Source organism: Vibrio sp. 10N.261.55.F4 (genome assembly GCF_041470465.1).
Taxonomy (GTDB): domain Bacteria; phylum Pseudomonadota; class Gammaproteobacteria; order Enterobacterales; family Vibrionaceae; genus Vibrio; species Vibrio crassostreae_C.
This window is the reverse complement of the sequence record NZ_JBFRMM010000046.1, coordinates 1-5,805: the sequence shown is the minus strand read 5'-3', so window position 1 is coordinate 5,805 and position 5,805 is coordinate 1. Positions and strand designations below refer to the sequence as shown.

Annotated in this window: 6 protein-coding genes and 4 tRNA genes; 7 read left to right on the top strand and 3 right to left on the bottom strand. The window is 43.8% G+C overall.

Annotated features, from left to right (window positions below):
• Positions 1–79: 79 nt before the first annotated feature.
• Together pssA and AB4249_RS20945 are read right to left on the bottom strand one after the other, a co-directional pair.
• Positions 80–1,420 carry a CDP-diacylglycerol--serine O-phosphatidyltransferase gene (pssA, locus tag AB4249_RS20950; protein ID WP_029235079.1) on the bottom strand — a complete coding sequence of 447 codons (1,341 nt, stop codon included), beginning with the start codon at positions 1,418–1,420 and terminating at the stop codon, positions 80–82.
• Between the two features lie 91 nt (positions 1,421–1,511).
• Positions 1,512–1,943, bottom strand: coding sequence for a GNAT family N-acetyltransferase (locus tag AB4249_RS20945; protein ID WP_017059798.1), 432 nt, complete (start codon positions 1,941–1,943; stop codon positions 1,512–1,514).
• Between the two features lie 66 nt (positions 1,944–2,009).
• Between AB4249_RS20945 and murB the strand changes: the two genes are divergently transcribed.
• On the top strand, positions 2,010–3,056 hold the full coding sequence (gene murB / locus AB4249_RS20940; protein ID WP_017059799.1) for a UDP-N-acetylmuramate dehydrogenase: 1,047 nt from the start codon (positions 2,010–2,012) through the stop codon (positions 3,054–3,056).
• The gene (gene birA / locus AB4249_RS20935) at positions 3,053–4,018 is read left to right on the top strand and encodes a bifunctional biotin--[acetyl-CoA-carboxylase] ligase/biotin operon repressor BirA (RefSeq protein ID WP_017059800.1); all 966 of its coding nucleotides are present in this window, start codon (positions 3,053–3,055) and stop codon (positions 4,016–4,018) included. Before murB ends, birA begins: the two co-directional genes overlap by 4 nt.
• A gap of 7 nt (positions 4,019–4,025) precedes the next feature.
• Here the strand turns inward: birA and coaA are convergent, their stop codons facing one another.
• The gene (coaA, locus tag AB4249_RS20930; RefSeq protein ID WP_372104636.1) at positions 4,026–4,949 is read right to left on the bottom strand and encodes a type I pantothenate kinase; all 924 of its coding nucleotides are present in this window, start codon (positions 4,947–4,949) and stop codon (positions 4,026–4,028) included.
• 210 nt (positions 4,950–5,159) lie between these two features.
• Between coaA and AB4249_RS20925 the strand changes: the two genes are divergently transcribed.
• The 5 genes from AB4249_RS20925 to AB4249_RS20905 form a co-directional block, all read left to right on the top strand.
• Positions 5,160–5,235: transfer RNA gene (locus tag AB4249_RS20925), tRNA-Thr, on the top strand.
• A 44-nt stretch (positions 5,236–5,279) separates the two neighbouring features.
• Positions 5,280–5,364, top strand: a tRNA-Tyr gene (locus tag AB4249_RS20920).
• Between the two features lie 39 nt (positions 5,365–5,403).
• A tRNA-Gly gene (locus AB4249_RS20915) sits at positions 5,404–5,478 on the top strand.
• A gap of 13 nt (positions 5,479–5,491) precedes the next feature.
• A tRNA-Thr gene (locus tag AB4249_RS20910) sits at positions 5,492–5,567 on the top strand.
• A gap of 95 nt (positions 5,568–5,662) precedes the next feature.
• The coding region (locus AB4249_RS20905) for a GTP-binding protein (RefSeq protein WP_240798929.1) at positions 5,663–5,805 on the top strand (143 nt) is incomplete at its 3' end.

Sequence of the window (5,805 nt, the reverse complement as noted above, 5' to 3'; positions counted from 1 at the left end):
TCGTTATCTCGTTATCTCGTAGATACAAAAACGCCTAGCGTTTGCTAGGCGTTGATAACTAGTGTTTCTAATACACTGACTACAGTATTTGTTTGAGTACTCTGTCGGCTTTTACACGAGTGATCTTACGAATCAACTTCTGAACTTCCATCGGGTAGCTCTCTACCTTGTCTAACTGCTTATAAGTACAGATAAGCTGAGTGTGTTGAAGGATGTTATCCACTTCAGCCTGAAACTTGTCTGTTAGGTGATGGTAGTTATCTTGGATAAAGATACCGTTCTCTAGATCCAACTTCCATGCGCGTGGATTTAGATTATTACCTGTTAGTAGCATGTAGCGCTTATCTACCCAAATGCCCTTTAGGTGGAAGCTATTGGAATCGTGTTGCCAAAGTCGAATTGATAGATTACGGCTAGCAATATGAGCTTCATTCGCTTTAGCGAAACGGCGTAAGTTCAGTTCGTAAAGGTATGGCAAACCACCAATCGTTTTAAACTCTTCTTCTGGTGAGATAAAGAAATCATTCGCTGTCTTATCACCAACAACAATGCTGACCTTTACGCCACGCTTAAGTGCTTTCTTCACTTCTTTAGCTAGGCTAGGTGGGAAGTTGAAGTAAGGTGTGCAGATGAAGATTTCATCTTTAGCTTGAGCGACGAGTTGGTTGATTCCCTGATTCAGACGGTTACGTCTTTTACCGATACCAACCAATGGTGTTACAGCCACTTGCTCTGCTGAAACCTCTTGCCCTTCGAATTGATACTGAGACCTTGCCAATGATGCTCGAAACTGACGAATCGCTGGTTTCAGTTCTTTGGTCGCAGGCTTGTTCTTATCAGCCAGGTCATAAACAGCGCTGTCCGCAACCATCTGTTCGTGTACGTAGGCAAACATTGAGTCAGCAAGAGCTGCATTGTTTAAAACATGGTAACGATCAAAGCGATAGCGGTCATGGTAATTCAGATAGATATTGTTAAGGCTTGCACCGCTGTATATCACGCTATCATCGACGATAAAGCCTTTTAAGTGCAATACGCCAAAGACTTCTTTGCCGCGAACGGGAATGCCATAGACAGGCACAGAATGTTGATATTTCTCTGCGAACTCTTTATACATGGCTGCATTGCCTTCAGAAGACTCTGCGCCAATCAATCCACGCTGCGCCCGGTGCCAATCGACACAAACGCTCACGTCTAATTCTGGATTCTTTTGCTTTGCTTCATATAAGGCAGTTAGGATCTCACGGCCAGCCTCATCATCTTCAAGATACAAAGCGACTAAACTAATACGAGTCGTTGCGCGAGATATTTCATCAAGTAGGCGAGTTCGAAACTCTTGCGCTGATAGTAGTACTTCAAACTTGTCAGGATTCTGCGCTATGGTTGGCAACTGTATGAATGGATTCCTACTGGCAATCATATTGACTGTTTTACCTTAAAAATATGCAAAATTGCGAACCTTTAATTTTACCAAAGGGATAGCACCAAATACTAGATAATCGAGGCATTCTCTAACAATTTTGCTGATAATGCATAGGAATGAGATCTTTTCCGCTATTCGAATAGCGCTCGTATAAAACTCTTAAACCATTTGGTAGATCTTTAGGGTCTACTTGTACGAATTTGTGTCGCGCGTAAAAATTGGTGAGATGAGCGTACGCAAAGCAGTAATCATCTTCCGTAAGCGTATGTTGCGCACAATAATCCATAAGCTGGGAGCCTAATTGCTGACCACGATGTTGTTTTGATATCGCCATACCGGTAAGTAAGCGATTATTTTCTATTGTACGAAAACGCACGACACCGCACAGTTCGTTATTCAGCAATAACGAATAGATCAGTTCACTCTTATTCGCTTTTCCCGTTGGGTAATGTTCTTTATAGAAACGTTTAACTAGGGGAACCTTTACTGGGTCTAATTGAGTAATGATGACATTGTTCATTCAGTCACTGCGCCATTGGTTTATCTGCTGTAGAATGACCGCAGTGTAAGTTAATTGAATATCGCCATGCAATTCCATCTCAATGCTAGTTTAAAAAATGTTCATACTTTTTCCATCGATCAGACGTGTGATGCGTTGGTTGAAGTCACCACTACCGAAGAACTTATTTCGCTTTACAAAGACCCTAAATGGTCAGCTTTGCCTAAGTTAATACTGGGTAAGGGCAGTAATATGCTTTTTACTGAGCACTTCGCTGGCCTGGTCATCGTGAATAAATTAGCCGGGATTGAGCTGGCCGAGACGGACAGTCATCACCTACTGCATGTGAGTGGTGGCGAGGATTGGCCAAGCTTGGTTGAGTGGAGTGTGGATAAAGGGCTGGGTGGTCTAGAAAACCTAGCAATGATACCCGGCTGTTCCGGCTCTGCTCCGATTCAGAATATTGGTGCGTATGGTGTTGAGCTACAAGACGTATGCGAGTATGTCGATATCCTGTGTCTGGATACTTATACAGTTAAGCGATTAAGCAAAGAAGAGTGTCTCTTTGGTTACCGAGATTCTATTTTCAAACACGCTCTCTACGATAAAGCGATTGTTGTTGCGATTGGTTTAACGTTGCCGAAAGAGTGGGAGCCATGCAATCACTATGGCCCGTTAAAAAGCCTAGCAGCCGATACGCTTTCCCCTCGCACTATATTTGATGAAGTGTGTGCTATCCGTTCAAGTAAGCTGCCAGACCCTAGAGTGCAAGGGAATGCGGGTAGCTTCTTCAAAAACCCTGTGATCACCAAAGATCATTTTGATCGCTTGTTAGCTCTATATCCAAATATGGTTGGTTATGAGAGTAATGACATGATCAAAGTTGCTGCTGGCTGGCTGATTGATCAATGCCAGTTCAAGGGTGTGACAGAAGGTGGCGCTCAGGTTCACCCCAACCAAGCATTGGTTATTATCAATTATGATGAGGCTTCTGCTGTGGATATCCTTAAGCTTGCAGAGCGAGTGCGCCAGTCCGTTTTGAATAAATTCGATATTCGATTGGAACATGAAGTGCGCTTTATGGGACGAGACTGCGAGACAAACCTGGATAAGGCTTTGGAGTCATTGGCATGAGAGAGCACAGTACCAAGCTTGCACTATTGAGATGTCTTGCTGACGGTGAGTTTCATTCAGGTGAAGACCTAGGTGAAATGATTGGCGTATCACGAGCGGCTATCAGTAAGCACATTAAAGGTATTCAAGAGTGGGGTTTAGATATCTACCGAGTACAAGGCAAGGGTTACAAACTAGCCAGTCGTTTGGATATGCTTGACCAAGACAAATTGTCTGCAGTTAGTCGCGATGCTTCTCTTGAACTCATTCCCATCATAGGTTCTACAAACCAACACCTATTAGAGCGCACTAACACCCTCGAATCGGGTTCTGTCTGTATTGCTGAATATCAAGCTGCGGGTCGTGGACGCCGTGGACGAGAGTGGGTATCACCATTTGGTGCAAACCTCTATCTTTCAATGTATTGGAGACTCGACGCGGGGATGGCTGCCGCAATGGGCTTAAGCCTTGTGGTTGGTGTAGCTGTTGTTGAAGCTTTGGAAGAGATGGGCGTAGAAGGTGTAAAGCTTAAATGGCCGAACGACCTTTACCACAATGACAAGAAGCTTGCAGGTATCTTGGTCGAGCTGTCAGGACAGTCTGGTGGCGCTGCGCATATTGTGATTGGTTTAGGGCTAAACCTATCCATGGATCCAACAACATCAGGTATTGGCCAGCCATGGACTTCCCTTAAAGAAGTGTGTGATGGGAAGGTGCCAGACCGTAACCAGTTAGCGCAGGCTCTGATCAATGCTTGGGATAAGTCACTTGTCGACTACGAGTTGAAAGGAATGTCCAATTTTTTAGAGCGTTGGAACCGCTTGGATAATTTCTTAGGTCGCAATGTTAGATTGATCATTGGACCTAGAGAAATTGAAGGTGTTGTTCAAGGCATCGATGAACAAGGTGCTGTATTGCTCAAAACTGAGAATGGTGTCGAGAGCTATATTGGTGGCGAGATATCGCTAAGAAAAGGCGACTAAAGCGTTACTATTTTCTTAGTAACACTTCTTCAACCATATGATCTGCGCCTTTGCGTAGAATCAGGTGAGCCCTTTCTCGTGTCGGAAGGATATTTTGTTCTAGGTTCAAGCCATTAATTGAACTCCAGATACCTTCTGCTTTATCCAATGCGGCTTGGTTCGATAATTTAGTGTAATGACTAAAGTAAGAGCCAGGCTTAGTAAACGCACCATCGCGGAATTTCATAAAACGATTGACGTACCACTCTTTGATTTGTTGGCTATCAGCGTCAACATAGAGTGAGAAATCAAGGAAGTCTGAAATAAACACGCGATGTGGTTCGTGTGGATAATTCATTCCGGTTTGTAAGACATTAAGTCCTTCAATAATAAGCACATCTGGTAGGTCGACGCACTTAACGTCATCAGTAATGTTGTACGTAAGATGCGAGTAAACAGGGGCTGTGACATTTCTCTTGCATGCCTTTACATCCGAAACAAAGTTCACTAAACGCTTGATATCGTAAGACTCCGGAAAGCCCTTTTTGCTCATCAACCCTTTCTCTTTTAACACCTTATTCGGATATAAAAAGCCATCGGTTGTCACTAGTTCAACTTTTGGGTGGTTTTCCCAGCGAGAGAGTAGGGCTTTAAGCAGACGCGCAGTGGTACTTTTGCCAACGGCTACGCTACCCGCAATACCGATGATAAAAGGTGGCGCTTTCTCTTTCTTATCTAGAAATTGGTGGAGTACCGAGTTTCTATTCTGTCTGGCTGCCACATAGAGGTTCAATAGACGAGATAACGGTAGATAGATCTCTACTGCCTCTTCCATTGTGAGCTTTTCATTGATGCCTTGAAGCTCTTTTAAGTCGCTCTCAGAAAGTGTCATCGGAACTAAATTCCTTAGCTCAGACCAACGTTCGCGGTCAAATGACATAAATGGGCTCATACAAAACTCTATAGTGGATAACAAAACAAGTGCATGGAAAATACATCAAGCGATAGATAAATAAAATATCTTCCTGTACTAGATGCGGGTTAAAGACGTAAACCTTGAGCTAAATAGCCGTATGTAGGAGTTTGGTCAGAGAATTTTGCACTTTTTTTCAATTTACTATTGCAAGGTGGAAAATCATTCAATAAAATGCGCCCCACTTGTGCCGACTTAGCTCAGTAGGTAGAGCAACTGACTTGTAATCAGTAGGTCACCAGTTCGATTCCGGTAGTCGGCACCACTTTCTCCCTTCCTATAAGGCAAGCGAGAGAAAGCTCAAAATTTGGAGAGGTTCCCGAGTGGCCAAAGGGAGCAGACTGTAAATCTGTTGGCACTGCCTTCGATGGTTCGAATCCGTCCCTCTCCACCATATTCTAAAGGTTAAATAGCTCAAACAGAGTTACGTGTTGCGTGCATCGTATAATGGCTATTACCTCAGCCTTCCAAGCTGATGATGCGGGTTCGATTCCCGCTGCACGCTCCAACTCATTTTGTGTGCTGATATAGCTCAGTCGGTAGAGCGCACCCTTGGTAAGGGTGAGGTCCCCAGTTCGACTCTGGGTATTAGCACCAGTCTAAAGCTTCTTCTCCTTTAATAAAGAAAACCATTTTTTTTGGTTGCGTGGTCTTATTTTAAGCCACCTAATCCGTACCTAGAGGGACACCCCATGTCTAAAGAAAAATTTGAACGTACGAAACCGCACGTAAACGTTGGTACTATCGGCCACGTTGACCACGGTAAAACAACTCTAACTGCTGCTATCTGTACTACTCTTGCAAAAGTGTACGGTGGTGTTGCTAAAGATTTCGC